The organism is Liquorilactobacillus sicerae (assembly GCF_029916425.1).
Taxonomy (GTDB): domain Bacteria; phylum Bacillota; class Bacilli; order Lactobacillales; family Lactobacillaceae; genus Liquorilactobacillus; species Liquorilactobacillus sicerae.
The window spans coordinates 125616-142321 of the sequence record NZ_JAHAVQ010000002.1 but is presented as its reverse complement, the minus strand read 5'-3'; the positions used below and the strand labels follow the sequence as shown (position 1 = coordinate 142321).

General features: G+C 36.9%; 15 protein-coding genes. 10 read left to right on the top strand and 5 right to left on the bottom strand.

Annotated elements, in window-relative coordinates:
* Nucleotides 1–270: 270 nt before the first annotated feature.
* From KH893_RS01835 to KH893_RS01825, 3 genes are all read left to right on the top strand, one after another.
* The gene (locus KH893_RS01835; RefSeq protein ID WP_281164466.1) at nucleotides 271–1992 is read left to right on the top strand and encodes a 6-pyruvoyl-tetrahydropterin synthase-related protein; all 1722 of its coding nucleotides are present in this window, start codon (nucleotides 271–273) and stop codon (nucleotides 1990–1992) included.
* The gene (locus tag KH893_RS01830; RefSeq protein ID WP_281164465.1) at nucleotides 1976–3685 is read left to right on the top strand and encodes a 6-pyruvoyl-tetrahydropterin synthase-related protein; all 1710 of its coding nucleotides are present in this window, start codon (nucleotides 1976–1978) and stop codon (nucleotides 3683–3685) included. Before KH893_RS01835 ends, KH893_RS01830 begins: the two co-directional genes overlap by 17 nt.
* 169 nt (nucleotides 3686–3854) lie before the next feature.
* Nucleotides 3855–4784, top strand: coding sequence for a glycosyltransferase family 2 protein (locus KH893_RS01825; protein ID WP_281164464.1), 930 nt, complete (start codon nucleotides 3855–3857; stop codon nucleotides 4782–4784).
* A 220-nt stretch (nucleotides 4785–5004) separates the two neighbouring features.
* Here KH893_RS01825 and KH893_RS01820 read toward each other — a convergent pair whose 3' ends face one another.
* Together KH893_RS01820 and KH893_RS01815 are read right to left on the bottom strand one after the other, a co-directional pair.
* The gene (locus KH893_RS01820; RefSeq protein WP_281164463.1) at nucleotides 5005–5985 is read right to left on the bottom strand and encodes a Gfo/Idh/MocA family protein; all 981 of its coding nucleotides are present in this window, start codon (nucleotides 5983–5985) and stop codon (nucleotides 5005–5007) included.
* On the bottom strand, nucleotides 5972–6622 hold the full coding sequence (locus tag KH893_RS01815; protein ID WP_281164462.1) for a ribose-5-phosphate isomerase A: 651 nt from the start codon (nucleotides 6620–6622) through the stop codon (nucleotides 5972–5974). The genes KH893_RS01820 and KH893_RS01815 overlap by 14 nt, the downstream gene beginning before the upstream one ends.
* Nucleotides 6623–6763: 141 nt before the next feature.
* Between KH893_RS01815 and KH893_RS01810 the strand changes: the two genes are divergently transcribed.
* The 6 genes from KH893_RS01810 to KH893_RS01785 all read left to right on the top strand — a co-directional run bounded on the left by KH893_RS01810 (nucleotide 6764) and on the right by KH893_RS01785 (nucleotide 12545).
* The gene (locus KH893_RS01810) at nucleotides 6764–7597 is read left to right on the top strand and encodes a MurR/RpiR family transcriptional regulator (protein ID WP_281164461.1); all 834 of its coding nucleotides are present in this window, start codon (nucleotides 6764–6766) and stop codon (nucleotides 7595–7597) included.
* A 14-nt stretch (nucleotides 7598–7611) separates the two neighbouring features.
* On the top strand, nucleotides 7612–7992 hold the full coding sequence (locus KH893_RS01805; protein WP_281164460.1) for a (deoxy)nucleoside triphosphate pyrophosphohydrolase: 381 nt from the start codon (nucleotides 7612–7614) through the stop codon (nucleotides 7990–7992).
* Between the two features lie 295 nt (nucleotides 7993–8287).
* Nucleotides 8288–9601 carry an ammonium transporter gene (locus KH893_RS01800; RefSeq protein WP_281164459.1) on the top strand — a complete coding sequence of 438 codons (1314 nt, stop codon included), beginning with the start codon at nucleotides 8288–8290 and terminating at the stop codon, nucleotides 9599–9601.
* Between the two features lie 234 nt (nucleotides 9602–9835).
* A complete protein-coding gene (locus KH893_RS01795) occupies nucleotides 9836–10645 on the top strand; it encodes a TrmB family transcriptional regulator (protein WP_281164458.1) in 810 nt (269 codons plus the stop codon).
* Between the two features lie 15 nt (nucleotides 10646–10660).
* Nucleotides 10661–11539 carry a sulfite exporter TauE/SafE family protein gene (locus KH893_RS01790; protein WP_281164457.1) on the top strand — a complete coding sequence of 293 codons (879 nt, stop codon included), beginning with the start codon at nucleotides 10661–10663 and terminating at the stop codon, nucleotides 11537–11539.
* Nucleotides 11540–11552: 13 nt separating this feature from the next.
* Complete coding sequence (locus KH893_RS01785) at nucleotides 11553–12545, top strand: ornithine cyclodeaminase family protein (protein ID WP_281164456.1); 993 nt, start codon at nucleotides 11553–11555, stop codon at nucleotides 12543–12545.
* Nucleotides 12546–12605: 60 nt separating this feature from the next.
* On the opposite strand, the gene KH893_RS01780 is transcribed toward KH893_RS01785, so the two are convergent.
* On the bottom strand, nucleotides 12606–14342 hold the full coding sequence (locus KH893_RS01780) for an ABC1 kinase family protein (protein WP_281164455.1): 1737 nt from the start codon (nucleotides 14340–14342) through the stop codon (nucleotides 12606–12608).
* A 106-nt stretch (nucleotides 14343–14448) separates the two neighbouring features.
* Here KH893_RS01780 and KH893_RS01775 point away from each other — a divergent pair, with 106 nt between their 5' ends.
* Nucleotides 14449–14859 carry a peptide deformylase gene (locus KH893_RS01775; protein ID WP_281164454.1) on the top strand — a complete coding sequence of 137 codons (411 nt, stop codon included), beginning with the start codon at nucleotides 14449–14451 and terminating at the stop codon, nucleotides 14857–14859.
* A 33-nt stretch (nucleotides 14860–14892) separates the two neighbouring features.
* Here the strand turns inward: KH893_RS01775 and KH893_RS01770 are convergent, their stop codons facing one another.
* Both KH893_RS01770 and sdaAA read right to left on the bottom strand, forming a co-directional pair.
* Entirely contained in the window at nucleotides 14893–15744 is an 852-nt protein-coding gene (locus KH893_RS01770) for an aldo/keto reductase (RefSeq protein ID WP_281164453.1), read from the bottom strand.
* Nucleotides 15745–15814: 70 nt separating this feature from the next.
* Entirely contained in the window at nucleotides 15815–16699 is an 885-nt protein-coding gene (gene sdaAA / locus KH893_RS01765; RefSeq protein ID WP_281164452.1) for an L-serine ammonia-lyase, iron-sulfur-dependent, subunit alpha, read from the bottom strand.
* Nucleotides 16700–16706 lie beyond the last annotated feature (7 nt).

Here is a 16706-nt window from a genome sequence, read left to right as displayed (position 1 = left end):
AAACAGTTTAGTTTGTAAATAAGAAAATTGATATAAGTTTTACAGACAAATTTTATCGATAAAAGTAGCAATTAGAAAGTTTCATCCTTAATAAGTCTAAGCCTATGTTATTGTTTAAATATAAATTAATAAATTATTTTTCTCCAAAAAATCTTCAGAAAAGTCTTTAAAATAGGTAAGATCCAAAAAACTAGAAATGTGATAGTATAATAATATAATTTTTAAAAGGAAAATTTAATAATTTATTTGAGTAAAAAATAAGAGGTAAAAATGTATTCAAAAAAGAGAATTATTCGTAGATTATGTTTGTTATTTTTTTTCTTAGCTCTATCAGGGCTTTATGTGTCTCTGCCCTGGCATTCTGGGCTAATTTATGTTGCGGATGATCGTTCATATCATCTCGAAAGAATGGAAGAAGCTTTTTTAAATTTTTCAAATGGAAATTTTTTCTCAATGATTTCAACTTATAGTTTTGCAAGAATAGGCCAGGCAATTGGTGTATATTATCCTTGGGGAAATTTGTTGCCTTATGTAATAATACGTTTTTTTATTAAAAATCCAATTAGTTCATATTATATTTATATAATGTTAGAACAATTTTTAGGCTTACTTTTGGCATATTATTTTGGTATGAAGATAATGAAAAGTAGACTAAGAGCAACTGTTTTTGCAATAGTATTACGTTTTTCATCTTACATGATGTTTAATGATTATGGACGTGCAGATATAGGAGAAGCATGGGCATTTGTTTTTGTTCCGTTGACGTTAGTAGGTTTATATATAATACTTCAAAAAAAATATATACAGGGAATTATTGTATTATCAATGGGTCTATCTGCAGAATTGTATTGTCATATTCTTACCACTCTTTTCACAGTAGTTGTGCTAATAGCAATTTATGTGGCTTCATTAAAAGAACAAAATAATAAACTAAAAGTTCTTTTTTCATTAGCTTTAAGTGGGCTTTTATTTGTATTGATTACTTTACCTTTTACAGTTCCGCTGTTAACTTTTTCTGGAAACACAAAAGTCATAGCACCAACATCGGTATTTTTTGTAACAAAGTCTTTAGACTTTGGAAATTTACTCTCACTCTCCTTGAATAATACAGTAGGTCAGGGATTGCCCAATATAGGATTAATTTTAATTGTTGTAGCATTAACAGGGTTTCTGGGCTTAAAGAATAGCTCTTATTGGGAAACTTTTTCTTATATTTTTGGTGTAATTCTATTGGCATTTAGTACTACCCTAGTACCTTGGTACATTTTTAGGAATACCCCAATAGCACATATACAGTTTACATGGCGTTTATTACCCTTTGCTTCTCTTTTTTTAGCATTTTATGCAGCAAGTAAGATTGGAAAAGTGGTTAACAAAAATACAGCTTTAGCATTAGTCTTGATGACGGTTTTTATATCATTAGGGTCAATTGAAAACTATATGTTAAGTCAAAACAAACATGTTGTTGCAAGTACAAGAGAAGGGTACATTAATCCATATGAATATAAACTTGACTTGAGGTCATATAAAAAATCATTAACAATTAATCAAATTAGATCTCAAAGTACGGAATATGAGGACTATCTGCCCATAAGTTTTAAAAATAATAAAAATGAAATTATTAAACATACAATTACTATAAATAAGAAGAATTTTTTGTTACATTCTGATCAGTTAAAATCTGGATATCAGTCTGTTACATACAAAGTTACACATTTTTTGCCTAATAAAAAAAACATTATAGTTTTACCATTCATAATATATAATCGGAAAAATTATAAAGCATATATTAACAATAGAAGTACAAAACTTTATATTAGCAAAAAAAATTTAGCTGAAATAAGAATGAATTATCAAAAAAGAGTTAAATTAACTATTAGATACAGGACTCCAATACTATATTTATTTTTGAGGTGGATATCCTTAATAACAATATTGTTTTCATTTTTAATGTATATAAGGGAGAAAAATTTGAATGTTAAAAAAGTATAAACTAAAAACAAAAATTTGGGATTTGTTAGTGTGTTTTATTGCAAGTATTGTGGTTTTGTTTCCATATTTTCATTCTGGGGTGCTTCATTCCGGAGTAGATATGTCATTCCATTTAAGTAGAGTATATGATTTGGAACAAAATCTCAAGCATGGATATATATTTTCATATTTATCTACTTATTCTTTTAATCAGCTTGGAATGCCAATTAATATGGTATATGGTTTTTTACCACTTTATCCGTTAGCAGTTGGAACTTTATTATTAAAGAATCCGGTAACAGGAATTTATTTGGGAATTTGGTGTATAGTATTTGCTTCAATGTTAATTTCTTACTGGATTGGCAAAAAGTTTTGGGTGAATAATAGACAAAAGTCGTTAATTTTTAGCTTTATATATGTATTATCTGCTTATAATTTTAGTTGGTTGTTTAAAACATTTGATTTGGGTCAAGCAAGTGGATATGTTTTTCTGCCAATGGTTGTTTATGGTACTTATAGTATTTTTTATCGTGAAAAAAAAGAATGGTATTTGTTGGCATTAGGTATGACTGCAGTAATATACTGTCATATTTTGAGTGTAATGATGTATTCTGTTGTAGTATTTTTGCTTTTAATTATTGCTGCTTTCACAGCTAAACGTTTTTTTGAGAACCTTCGTTATGTTATTTTGGCGGTAATTTTTACACTGTTTACTACATCCTTTTTTTGGGTAAATTTGATAACTGTGTATTCAAAAACAGATATATTAACAACTAAATTAGGTGGTTTTTCTTCTGCAGGTACAAATTTAGGAGATGCATTTTTAAATGCACTAAATAATAATGGTTCAATTGGACCGATGATTTTTATCATTACAATAATTGGTTTTATATTATGGAAAAAACAAAATGTTGAAATGCGCATAATTGGCATAATTGGGACAACTTTTTTCGTAGCAACAACAACTATTTTTGATTTTGCATGGAACTTCCTTACTAAAACTCCTGTAGTTATGTTACAGTGGCCTGGAAGATTACTTTGTATCTCGAACTTTTTCCTTTCAATTTTTGTAACTGAGACATTTTTTAGAATTATAAAAAACTTAGAGGAAAGCAGCATAAGATATTACGTATTATTGATCAGTGTAAGTCTTTTATCAATTAGTGGAACATATACTTTTTTGAACACAAGTTTAAATCAAGATGTTATAAATTACGCTCCCAGTTTATCGAAACAATTGCCATTTTCAAATTATCAAGTAAATTCAAAACGGGGCTATTTGTTTCTAGTTAAGGGGTTTAACACAGGTGTTGGAAGTATTGACTATTGGCCAAGAAAGGCTGTGAAGTATGCTAATGACTTGAGAAATCATGAAGCAATTTTAAATAATAGAGTGATAAAGATAAATCCCTTAAGTGTGCATGATGGAGTTATATATAAAATAAACATTAAAAAAGTTGCAAAAAAAATTGATTTGCCTTTCTTAAATTATAATTTAAACTATACGATAACAGTAAATGGGAAAAAGGTTTCTTCGTTTGAAACAAAACGAGGATCAATTGGATTGATAATTCATAGGGGGGAAAATACAGTTAAAATCGTTTATAAGCCAACAATTTTAACTAGGTTAGTTATGATGATTAATTGGATATCTATTTTTATGTTACTTTTAGTGGCGTGGTTAGCTAGATTTAAAAAGAATAGTGAAGATTAGCATGAAAGAGTTTAATATTTAATATATCATTAGTTTATGGATTTTTGTATTGGGGAATCTTAGAGTTGTATTTAATGATACTAACAAATAGCTTTAATGTAATATTTAAGAAAAGCAATTTTGATTCTGAATAATTGAATAATAAAAACATATAGAGGAGGAAATTGTATTGAATCTAATCTCAATTATTGTGCCTTGTTACGATGAAGAGCAAACGATTCCAATTTTTTATAAAACAGTAAGCGAGATTCAACCTTTATTGCGCGGCTATCAAATTGAATATATCTTTGTTGATGATGGATCGCATGATAAAACATTAGCAGAATTGCAGCAGCTGCATGAGCAAGATTCTGAAAATGTGCATTATATTTCATTTTCACGAAATTTTGGCAAAGAAGCGGCTTTATATGCTGGTCTGCAGCATGCAAACGGTGATTTAATCGCGGTAATGGATGCAGACTTACAGGATCCTCCAGAGCAGTTGCCAGAAATGTTGACCAGTATATTGAATGAAGGCTATGACGTAGTTGGGACAAGGAGAGTCAATCGAAAGGGTGAGCCATTTCTTAGATCTTTTTTTTCTATTTTATTTTACAAACTGATGAATAAAGTCTCTGATGCTCAAATGGTTCAAGGTGTTAGAGATTTTCGCTTGATGAAACGTCAAGTCGTGGATTCTATATTAGAAATGAGAGAATACAATCGTTTTTCTAAGGGTATCTTTACTTGGGTTGGATTCAAAACAAAGTATCTAGAATATCAAAATCGGGATCGGGTTGCCGGCGAGACTTCATGGTCGTTTTGGAAATTATTTAGGTACTCGATCGAAGGACTGGTCAATTTTTCGGATGTGCCCTTGCTGATTGCATCTTTTATCGGGATTTTCAGCTTTTTCGTAGCAATTTTATTTATGCTTTTCATTATTTTTAGGAAACTAGTTTATGGTGGAAGTGTCAACGGTTGGGCATCATTGGTAACAATTATTTTGGGAGTTGGTGGCCTGCAGTTATTCTGCCTAGGAATTGTCGGAAAGTATATTGGAAATATTTACTTAGAAACAAAAAAAAGGCCTATATATATTGTCAAAGAACATAAGTAAGTTTTAAGAGTATTTATTAGAAATTTTGTTTTTAAGATCTTTTTCTATATAACTTATGGTTTTTTGATTTCTACACTGTAATTTTATACTATTCATTCTGATATAAACGCGGTTTTAATGTTTTAAAAAAGCGCTTTGAAGTTACTAAAACTTTAAATACCCTACAATTGCTAGACTTTTTATCTAACAGTTGTAGGGTATTCGACTAGTTTAAAGCTATTTATTCTCCTGGAAATTTCAATCCCCAGGCAGTTCTGACACTAGAGAGAATTTGGGCAATATCATGTGATAAAGCTAGTTGACCATCATCATGACCCTGAGTTAGGTAACGCTGGAAATCCTCAACCTCATATTCTAGAGCGCGCTGTTCATCCCCGACAGTAATGGCTTGCTGTTGCTGTTGGTGAGCATCGGCTGTGTAGGTTACCTGAGCAGTAGTTGCACGAGGAAAGTTATTGATTTCTAAGAAACCTTTCGTACCGGAAACGACTCCTCTTTTTGGCTGTTTAGCCCGAAAAGAAAGACTGATCACAGCTAATTGCCCAGCAGAGTTTTTCAAGATGATGCCCGATTGCTCATCAACTCCACTATCGGCAAAATCAACCGTTGTCAAAAGATTGTTTGGTTGTTGGCTTAAAAACAGCCGGGCAAAAGCAGCTGCATAACCGCCAATGTCAAGTAATGCTCCGCCGGCTAGTTGTGGATCAAAAAAACGATTGTGAGGGTCGTAAGCTTTTAAACTGCCAAAGTTTACCTGGATCATTTTAATTTTGCCTAAATTACCAGCCTTGATCAAAGTTTGAACTTGCTGATACAAAGGCATGTGAAACAAAGTAAATCCTTCAGTTAATAGCAAATGTTTTTGGCGTGCCAATTCTTCGACCTCGTTGAATTGCTGGTCATTGATCGTAATGGCTTTTTCGCAAAAGACATGCTTGCCTGCTGCTAAAGCCGCTTTGATAAATTGATAATGCGTAATGTGTGGTGTAGCAATATAAACCACGTCAGTTTGCGGATCGTTGATCATGTCGAGTGGATCGGCAAAAACTTTTTTAATTCCTTTAGCTTGAGCAAACTGTTTAAGCTTAGTTTGGTTACGAGCACTGACAGCGTAGATTTCGCCATTGACGGCTTGCAAGGCATCTGCCATTTCGCCGGCAATCCAACCACTGCCGATAATTGACCAATTATATTTTTTCATTATTATTGTTCCTTCCTAAGATACGGATTTTTTCGTTGTTATCAAATAGAATCGCATCGGTGACGATCTTTTCAAAATAAGAAGTACCAACGACGCCATTTAACCTGGATAATTGGTGCTCAATTTGCGAGATTTGTCGCCAATCATTGGCCGAGTAACAGTCGATCAGCAAATTTCCTAACGGTGTCCGGGCGTAACCAGCTACAACTTGAGCAAGACGAATTTTAGCATTTAACCCCAATTGCTGAGCAGTCGACTGAATGATTTTAGCGTTGAGTGCTACAACTTCCAAGGTCAAAGGAATCTGCGGATCAAGGGAAGTTTTTAAACGCTGCAGCGGAGCTAAAATAAGATAACGATCGGCCCGGGCAGCAAAAGACTTTTCTAAGGTATGAATTCCACCATTACTTTTTAAAGCATTCAGTTGCGAATCAAGGCTGTCACAACCATCAAACGCTAGATCGATTTTTTCAAATGGTTGGGCAGTGATTGATAGGCCTAATTGATAGGCTAGTTGGCGGGTTGCTTCGGCTGGGCTACAAAGATCAACCGTTAAATTGCTTGCAGCAATTGCGGCCGTTAGTTGAGCAACATTACTGCCACCGCCTAGGCTGATTTTCATCCCAGGTTGAATCATAGCTAGCGCCCTAGCAATTGTTTTTCTGATGATAATCACTCCTTGATGAAACAAAATTTCTTAAATTATAAAGTATTGAAACTAAATTTCATAAACATGATATACTGAAATCAAAGAACTGTCAATGGAAGTGAAAGCAATTTGAAAAATCAGATTATTGATCAAATTAATGAGCATTTAAGCTCAATGACGCCGGTGGAACAAAAAATAGCCACTGTTATTTTACACCAGCCAACGCAAGTTACTGAATGGACGATTGCCAACTTAGCTGCACAAGCCAAGGTCAGCCAAGCATCGATCAGCCGTTTTTGTCACAATTTAAAATTAGCTGGTTTTCATGAATTAAAGATCGAATTAGCTAAAACAGTCGGGGGAAATTCTAGGTTAAGAAAAACTGAAGCGACTTCGGTGGAAAATTTTTTAGCTCAGATCAGTCAAGGTAAAACCGCTGAGATTCAGCAAACTTTGGCCAATTTTGCCAACGAAAAAATTAATGATGTTTTAGAACGTTTATTGACTTGCCGAATCCTCCAAGTCGCTGGTCAGGGCAATACTTTTCCAGTTGCAGCGGATGCGGCTTACCGTTTTAATCAATTAGGGATTATGGCAATTACAGCATCAACTAGTGAAATGGCCTTAGCCCAAACGCTTAATTTGACCAATCAGGATGTTTTACTAGTGATTTCTAATTCCGGTGAATCCAAGCAGATTTTAAAGCAGGAGAAAGTTGCCAAGCAGGGCGGACTAACGATTATTGCTATTACAAACCGCAATGATTCGCCAATCAGTTTAGCAGCTGATTTTCAGTTGAAAACTGCTGTTAGACCACCATTTCTGCAATCGACGTATTATTATTCGCGCTTGGCTGCCATGACTGTCATTGAAGCGCTCTTTTTACTGATTATTGCTAAACAGCCAACCAGATCAGCAAAAATTAAACAGCATGAAGAATTGATTGCCGACACAAAAATTTGAGGAGTGAATTGAAAATGTTGCGGGTAGCTTTAGCAGTTATTACTGAAAAAGGCTGCATTTTGGCGGCCAAAAGAAATCGTAACCGGATCTTTGGCGATAACTGGGAATTTCCTGGCGGTAAAATTGAAATTGAGGAATCTCCTCAACAAGCTGTGATCCGTGAGTTGCATGAAGAATTTGATGATCAGATTAAAGTCAAAAAGCTAGTGCTGCCGCCGTTTACTTACACATATGAATATGACACAATTGAATTTAATGTCTTTTATGCTAAGCTAATGACGCATCATTATGCTTTAACGGCAGCGAGCAGCTATCGATGGTTTAAACCAAATGAATTAAAGGATTTAAATTGGCCGCCAGCGAATCAGTTAATTATTAAAAAAATAGTTAAATAGTTGCAATGTTATAACTTTTGCTTCCCCAATGTAAAGAAATGTACCAATTAAAGATGCTTGGCACCAATGCCTTTACTAACTAGTTTAAAAAACAAACTACAATTCATAAATTCTTAGAAAATAAATAAGAAAAGGCTTTAAACAATGATTTTTAAACTTGAACAGTGAGTTTTGACTTCAATATTTAAGAAAAAGTTAATTTTCAATTGAATTTCTGAGCCTGAACCTTCAAACCAATTTGACTATTTACCCACCTAATGGTATATTTTATAACATCAATTTAGGGGGAATGTTTATGAGCGCAGCAAATTCGACATTTTTAATTATTTCTAGTGTTCTTGTGCTTTTTATGACGCCTGGGCTAGCCTTTTTCTATGGTGGCTTAGTTTCAAAAAAGAACGTTGTTAACACAATGCTTTCAGTTTTTTACATTTGCGGACTTGGTATTTTATTGTATGCCGCAGTTGGCTATGAGCTATCATTCAATGGGGATGTTGGTGGATTTATTGGTACTGTCCACCACTTCTTCTTAAGCGGTCTGGATTTGACCTCAATTGTCAATAAAGATCTGGGAATCAGCACTGGTGCTTATCTGATTTTTGAAATGATGTTTGCAATTATTACGCCGGCGTTGTTTGTTGGGGCGGTTGTTGGTCGAATGAGATTTAAGTTTTTAACGGCCTTCATTATTCTTTGGTCAATTTTGATTTATTACCCATTAGTACATATTGTTTGGAGCGGTTCGGGTTTCCTGGCAAAAATGGGTGTGCTTGATTTTGCTGGCGGGACAGTTGTTCACATTAATGCTGGTGTTTCAGCATTAGTTTTATCAATTTTCTTAGGCAAACGGTTAGGTTTTGGCAAGAAAACTCAAATTTATAATTTACCATGGGTTTTGTTAGGGACTGTTATTTTGTGGATCGGCTGGTATGGTTTTAATGCCGGGTCAGCGATTGGGATGAATGATATCGCGGTGCAAGCATTTTTGACAACTACGATCGCAACTGGTGCTGCCATGATTACTTGGATGATGATCGATACTTTCGTACTTGGCAAACCAACTTTGCAAGGAGCATGTACCGGAACCGTTTGTGGTTTAGTTGGAATCACTCCGGCTTGTGGTTTTGTAACTGCTGGCGGAGCATTCTGGGTAGGTTTGTGTTGTGCAGTTGTTAGCTATTGGTTTATTACGAAGATCAAACCAATCATTAAATATGATGATCCATTGGATGCTTTTGGCTGTCATGGGATCTCCGGGATTGTTGGATCAATTTTAACTGGTGTTTTTGCCAGCAAAGTTGCTAACAGCGGAATTGCTAGAAATGGCTTGTTTTATGGTGGTGGAGTCAAACAATTGGAATTGCAGTTAATTGGAACATTATTCACCATCGTTTACGTCGCCATCGTTGCTAGTGTCATTATTTTGGTTCTGAAGCCATTTATTAAGATGAGGGTCGACAAAGATTCTGAGATTGCTGGCTTGGATCAAGCTGAGCACGGTGAATATGCTGACTTTACAGTTGCTGATGGACCGGATTCTTCAGATGTTGCTAAATATAGCGGTGAGTTCCAAGGACAGTTGGCTCATTTAAATCATCCCCGAGAATGATAATATTTTAAAATAATTCAAATTTAATCTCAAAAAAGTTAGAACAAGTTTTCTTGTTCTAACTTTTTTTTAGACTTTTGTGATAAAACATTCAAGGACTATAATGATTATTTGTAATGCTCTTAATTTAAGCAAAATAAAAATGATAAGTTTATCACAAACTATAGAAATTTTGTCACGAATCCTTTATAGTAGTAACTGGTAGTAGCTACTAACTGTTTTAGGGTGATTAACATGGATGAAAAAATAAAAGTGTTAATGAATTTTGGTTTAACGGAAAATGAAGCTCGAGTCTACATTACAATGTTGCAAATACCGCCTGCTACTGGCTATCAGATTAGTAAGAAGTCAGGTATTTCGCGGTCCAAAATTTATAGTATTTTGTCAGCGTTAGTTGAGAAAGATTTTGTTTTAACGTCAAAAGATGAATCGGTAATTTATACCACGGTTCCAGTAGTGGAAGTAAGCAAACGACTGGAAAGGGAAAGTCAGACAAATATTAGTAAGTTTAGACAGACATTAAGCAGTTTAGAGGTTGCTAATGCAGACGGGACAGTCTGGTCCTTGCCAAATTATCAGCAAGTTTTTAGTAAAGCAGTTTGTCAAATTGAGCAGGCAAAAAAAAGTTTATACGTTCAGGTTTATTCTGAAGACCTTTCTTCCGAGTTAATTACGGCGTTAGGAGCAGCTGATCGTCGACTGCATGAATTCGTGGTAATCTTATTTAGCCAGCATCATCGGTATGATTTGCCTTTTCGGCGGTTTTACAAACACTATTTTGAAGCCGATAAACTTCAAGATTATGGCGGACGCTGGTTAAATATAGTCAGTGATAATCAAATAGCAACTTTTGGTCGGTTGCTTGCAGATTCAGCTAACACTGGTGTAATAACTACTAAAAATCCTTCGATGGTTTTTTTAGCACAAGAATATGTTTTGCATGATGCCTATTGTTTAAGAACTTTACAGCAGTTGCATGAATCTGCAACGCAAGAGTTTGGGAAGGATCTTGAAGGTGTCCGTGATATTTATTTTAAGAAATGACAGGAGAGTTTAAAAATGCGAATAATTTTAATCAGTGCAATTATCTTGATCAATTTAATATTTATCTTAGTATTGCTGCGAGATTTATTCAAACATCGCGATGAAATTATGAAAGAATCGGCAAATAATTTTTGGACACCACTTGCCCAAATTGCAATCTATTTTTTATCGACCTTTGGTATTTCAGATTTCGCTATTTCAACAGCTTTGTATCCAAAAATGAAATGGGTTTCACTAAAAAAATTACCGGGTACTTTGAATACTCAGTGTGTAATCCCGGTATTTGTAATGTCATTAGCATACATCACTAATATCTCAGTTGGTATCAAAACTTTGCTTGTTTGTATAATTTGTCAGGTAATAGGAGCATATATCGGGCCGCATTTTGTAGTCAAATTATCAGAAAAGGTTATTCGCAATTTTGTAATTGTTGGTTTATTAATAGCGACAGCTTTGATTTTAGCTGGAAAATTTGGGCTGATTCCTTCTAATGGAACGGCAACTGAGCTTTACGGTTGGAAACTGGCTTTGACAGGTTTGTTGATGTTTGTCTTTGGTGCACTTAATAATATCGGTATCGGATCATATGCTTTAACGATGGCAACTGTTTATGCCATGGGTATGAATCCAGTGGCGGCATTTCCAATTATGATGGGTGGATGTACTTTTTCAGTTTCCGTCGGCAGTATGCAATTTATAAAACTAGATGATTATTCTAGGAAAATTACGCTTTTTTCAGTTTTTGGAATTATTGGTGTTTTATTAGCAGTTTTTGTAGTAAAAAGTCTGAATACTGGAGTTATTCAATGGATCGTAGTAGTAGTTTTATTGTACTCAGCAATTTCACTCTACCAGGATAATCGTCAGACAAGAAATTCAGCAGTTAACAAATAAGGAGGAAAATCAAATGCGCTATTTAACAGCAGCAGATATTAAAAAAGTGTTCTCAATGCGCCAAGCAATTGAAGCTGATCGGGAAGCACTCAGTTTGTATTCGGCTGGTCGGGCAGATATTCCGTTGCGTACCAATATTGATGTGCCAGAGCATAATGGTCAAAGCCTTTACATGCCAGGATATGTCAGCAGTTCTCAACCAGCATTAGGAATCAAAATCGTGTCAGTTTATCCGGACAATCCGCAAAAGGATTTGCCAAGTGTACCTGCAACAATGATTACCCTGGATGCAACGACTGGCGTGGTAAATGCTGTTTTAGATGGGACTTATTTAACTCAGCTAAGAACAGGGGCAATTCAGGGCTTGGCGACTGAATTATTATCGCGTTCAAATTCCAGTCAAGCTTTGTTAATTGGAACAGGCGGCCAGGCAATGTCACAATTATTAGCAATGTTGACCGTCCGCCCATTGAAAAAAATTTACATTTATGATCTTGACCAAAAACGAGCAACCGACTTTGCCCAACAAGCAGCCAAAAAATTTTCCCGTCAATTTGCGGCTGAGTTTTTGCCAATTGCCGATCCAGATCAAGTAGTAGCCCAAGTTGATATTATTACTACAGTTACGACTTCTCATCGGGCAACCTTTGATGGACAATTAGTCAAGTCAGGGACGCATATTAACGGCATTGGAGCATATACCCCAGATATGTGTGAAATGCCGACAGAGGTGCTGCAAAAAGCTGATTGCATCATTTTTGATACAATGGATGGTGTCTTAGCAGAAGCGGGCGATATTATTCAGCCAGTGGAAAAGAGGCAGCTTTCTAAAAATAACTTTACTGGTGAACTGGGACAGCTGATAAACAAGAAAATTTTAGGACGCACTAGTCAAAATCAGATTACCGTTTTCAAAACGGTTGGCACAGCTGCTGTCGATGTTGTCGCGGCTGATCGAATTGTTAAAGCAGCACAACAGGCAAAAGTCGGAACAATATTGAACTAAGTTAATCCAATCAAATAGGCCCCCAAATTGATACCAAAAGTCAATTTGGAGGCCTTTAGGTTATTTCTTATGTTTAAAGTAGCGGCGCATCTCATCTAGAATCAGTAAAACAATAATTAAAAAAGAAATTAGATAGCCAGTGACACCGATGTTATAGATAGCTGGATGACCAGCACTACCTTGAACCAATAAGGAAGAACTGAGAATAATTGCTGCTAAGACGATTGTGACCATTAAGCGATTGACGATCTGTTCAAAACGATTTAGTAGGCTGTCCTGGCCCTTATAACGAATATTCATCCGGCCTTGGCCTTGGAGCAAAAGATCTAAAACTTTTTCAGCTTTGATTGGTAGTTGCGGCAAGGACTTCGTAGCATTAAACAAATTTAAAATGGTATCTTCAACATCATTTCTAAAATTGAATTTTTGCCGTAAATATTTACGTCCAAATGGTCGCGCAATGTCCATCATTGACAATTTTGGGTCCAGCTGGGCAACCAGGCCTTCCAGCAAGCCGAAAGCTTTTACTAATAAAGTTACTTCCGGCTTAGCTTGGAGATTGTTTTGTCGACAAAGACTGATGATTTCATAAATGAAAGTTGGAAAATCAATTTCTCCAAGGCCACTATGAAGGTAAGGGGCTAAGAAAACTGCCAGTTGATCGTAAAAATCCTCCTGATCGACTTCGCCGGTCCGATTGCAAATAGCTAACAATGCTTGACCAATCGATCGCGGTTCTTTGGTGTTTAAAGCTATGACGACATTGGCGATTCCATCAGCTAAATTGGGAGTTAGTTTGCCCATCATGCCAAAGTCCAAATAAATTAACCGATAATCAGGCAGATTAGTTTTAGGCTTGAAGCGGGCACGCAGTTGTCGTTCAAGATCGGGCTGAATGTGCGGTTCAAATTTGGGAATTTTCCAAAATAAAATATTACCTGGATGCGGATCAGCATGAAAAAAGTTATCAACGAAAACTTGTTTAATGAAATTTTCGACTAACGCTCGGGCTAAAAAGGTTCGGGTCTGCTGCTGCTTTTTAGCTTCTACTGGATTCTGGCTGAGCTTTTGGTCAGCGATCTCTTCAATACTAATGCCAGGCATCTCATCATTAACTAAAATTTTTTGTGTCGAATATTCTTCATACACGCGCGGTACTAAAAAAATTCCGTGGTGATTATTAAGTTGGTAAAAACGAGTTCCATTGTGAACTTCATTTTCAGTATTGATTTCGCTCAATAAGGAATGACGGACTTCTTCAAAAACTTCCACTGGATCAACAACACTGATATCAGGCACGAATTTGACAATCTTTAACGCCTGGCTAAAAAGAGCCAAATCAGTGGCAACTAATTTTTCAACGTCGGGATGCTGAATTTTGACAACTACGCGAGTTCCGTTCTTCAAGGTTGCCCGGTGTGTCTGACCAATCGATGCTGAAGCAAATGGTTCTTTTTCAAAATCACTGAAGACTTGATCAACCTGTTTGCCAGTTTGTTCGGAAAAAATTTTTTCAACGGTGGCAAAAGAATCTGCCGTTACATCGTCTTGCAGTTTGCGGAATTCTTTGATAAAGGTTGGTGAAATCAAATCAGGCCGGGTTGATAACAGTTGTCCGGCCTTAATGAAGGTTGGGCCTAACTCTTCAAGTGCTTGCCGGATCTCCGCTGGATGCTGTTGCTTTACGAAGTTGCGAATAAAGTCGTGTTTACGCATTATTCGCACGATTTCCAAAAGGCGCATTCGCTGATTTTTATGAGTGATCTCAGTTATTTCGTTTTCGGCTTCTTCTGTCACAAATATCCCAACCTTTATTTAAGTTCATTTGTAATCATTTTAACATGATTACACGCTAAAAAAATGCTAAGATAATTTTAACCAAGTTTTTTTAGGAGCAAAGCAAATGATCAGACCTATTAATCAGCAAATAAATTTTTTAGCTCATAAGTCACGGCCAGCAACAGTTAACGATCAACCTATTCTGCTTGACTTGCGGGATACGCTGGTCGCTCACCAGGCTGATTGTCTGGGGATGGCGGCCAATATGATTGGCGAAAACAAACAGATTATCGCCTTTTTCGTTGGTCCGTTGCCAGTTTTAATGGTCAATCCGCAAATTAAACAGCGAAAAGGGCTTTATCAAACGGTAGAAGGATGTTTATCGCTTAAAGGCCAGCGGCAAACGAAACGCTTTCAAACGATTACTGTCAGCTATCTTGATCAGAATTTTCGTTTGCAGCAGCAAACATTCAGTGGTTTGATTGCCCAGACGATTCAACATGAGATCGATCACTGTAATGGCCGCTTGATCTAAAAAAACAGTCACGAGATTTTCGTGACTGTTTTTTTAATGTTTTCCCAATTGATCTAAAAGCTCAAAATCTGCCGTTGAAAGTTTGATCTTAGTTGCAGCAATATTTTGTAAAGCATGGTCGCTTGATTTGGTTCCTGGAATCGGCAAAATCACATCACTGCGTTGCAAAAGCCAAGCCAGTGCAATTTGAGCCGGAGTAGCTTGATATTTGGCCGCAATCTTAGTCAATTGGCTGTCATGAGTCAATTTGCCCGTTGCCAGTGGGAACCAAGGAATGAAGGCTAGATGATGTTTTTCAGCATATTGAAGAACATCTTCGTCACGTCGGTCGATCAGATTATAGCGATTTTGAACGGAAACGATCGGGACGATTTTTTGGGCTGCAGCCAATTGTTCAACAGTGACCTGGCTCAAACCAATGTGCTTGATTTTGCCTTCCTGTTGCATTTGCGCTAAAACTCCTAATTGTTCGGCTAGCGGGATGGTCGGATCAATTCGGTGAAGCTGCAAGAGATCAAGTTGATCGAGACCCAAAGAAAAGAGATTCATTTCAACTTGTTGGCGCAAATATTCTGGTCGGCCGTTCGGCGTCCATTGTCCGGGCCCTTGTCGCGTAAAACCGACCTTCGTAGCAACGACTACCTGACTGTCAGGACGGTTTTGCAGAGCTTGCCGCAGATACAAATTGGCATACAGTGGCCCATAAGCATCTGCGGTGTCAATAAAATTAACACCGTGATCAATGACCGTTTCAATGACTTTAACGGCGTTTTGCTCATCAGCTGCTGGACCCCAAACTCCTGGACCAGGTAACTGCATGGTTCCATAACCGAGACGCTTGATTGTTAATTCACTATCTAACTGATAAGTTAGTTTCACTTTCATCACCTCATTTGCAGTATAAGTGATTTCTAAAATTAATACCTGCTTTTTGCTTATCAAAATTTCAGCGGAACTAGTCGAGCTTTTTACCAAAGATTTTGATTTGAATTTGCTGACCAGTTGGTGTGCCAGCTAAGCCGCCCAGGCCAGTTTCGCGAACTTCGCGCGGCAATTTACGGCCAATATCAGCCATTGCTCCAATGACTTCATCGGCGGGAATCTTGCTCGTGCAGCCGGCTAAGGCCAAATCAGCGGCAACGATCGCATTGACTGCTCCAATGGCATTCCGTTTGACACAAGGGATCTCAACTAGACCAGCGATTGGATCGCAAACGAGCCCTAAAAGATTGCTCATGGCAATTGCGACAGCCTGACTGCTTTGTTCAGCTGTTCCACCTGCTGCTTCAACTGCCGCAGCGGCTGCCATGGCTGAGGCACTGCCAACTTCTGCTTGACAACCACCAGTCGCACCGGCAATCATGGCATTGTTGGCAATGATCAGCCCGATTGCTCCACTAGTCAGTAAAAATTTTAAACACTGCTGTTGATTCAGCTGCAGCCGGTCTTTTAAATAAAAAAGCACGCCTGGAACAGTTCCCGAAGAGCCAGCTGTTGGAGTCGCACAAATTTTACCCATGGCTGCATTGACTTCATTAGTGGCAACCGCATTTTCAACAGCCTGCAATAAAGCTCCTCCGGCCAAGGTTGGTTGGGAGGCACGATATTTTTTGATTTTTAGTGCTTCGCCACCTGTCAAGCCAGTTGGTGAATAGACACCATCACCAATTGTAGCGCGTTTGATTGCTGCTTGCATCACAGTGTAACGTTTGCTCAACTGCCGCCAAATTTCAGTTTCATTGGCTTGGGTCTGTTCCTGCTCAGCTGTTAACACAATTTGCCAAATTGGTTTTTGCTGCTGTTGACAGCTAGTAACTAAATCTTTAATTGTTTTGTACATTGAAAAT